Source organism: Variovorax sp. E3 (assembly GCF_016082275.1).
Lineage (GTDB): Bacteria > Pseudomonadota > Gammaproteobacteria > Burkholderiales > Burkholderiaceae_C > Variovorax.
In genome coordinates, this window is the sequence record NZ_MOWM01000377.1 from 1 (window position 1) to 606 (window position 606).

Annotated in this window: 1 pseudogene; it reads left to right on the forward strand. The window is 65.5% G+C overall.

The features are described from left to right. Positions 1-458 (forward strand): annotated as a pseudogene (locus BMG07_RS40955) (adhesin); the annotation flags it as partial. Positions 459-606 lie beyond the last annotated feature (148 nt).

Sequence of the window (606 nt, forward strand, 5' to 3'; positions counted from 1 at the left end):
CCGACAGCGTGGCGCTCGGCAACGGCGCGGTCACCAACATGCCCAACAGCGTCGCGCTGGGCGCGGGCTCTGTCGCCAATGTCGGCGCGCTGACCAACTACATCGCCTTTGCGCTGGCAGGTGCGCAGAACTCGGCCGGCGAAGTGAATGTGGGCAATCGCCAGATCACGGGGGTGGCGCCGGGCAGGGACGACCAGGACGCCGTGAACGTGGCGCAGGTCAAGAGCATCGCCGCGTCCCTGTCGAGCAGCGTGGGCACCACGGCCAGCAGCATCGCCAGCCTGTCGTCGGGCCTGAGCACGACCACGAGCAGCGTTGCAAGCTTGTCGACCTCGACTTCCAGTGGCTTGAGCACGGCGACCAGCAGCGTCAACAGCCTGTCGACTTCGACGTCGAGTGGCCTGAGCACCACGAATAGCAGTGTCTCCAGTCTTTCCACCTCGACGTCGTCGGGTTGAGCACGGCGACGAGCAGCATCAACAGCTTGTCGACTTCCACGTCGAGCGGCCTGAGCACCACGAACAGCAGCGTCTCCAGCCTCTCGACCTCGACGTCGTCGGGGTTGAGCACGGCGACGAGTGGCATCAACAGCCTGTCGACTTCGAC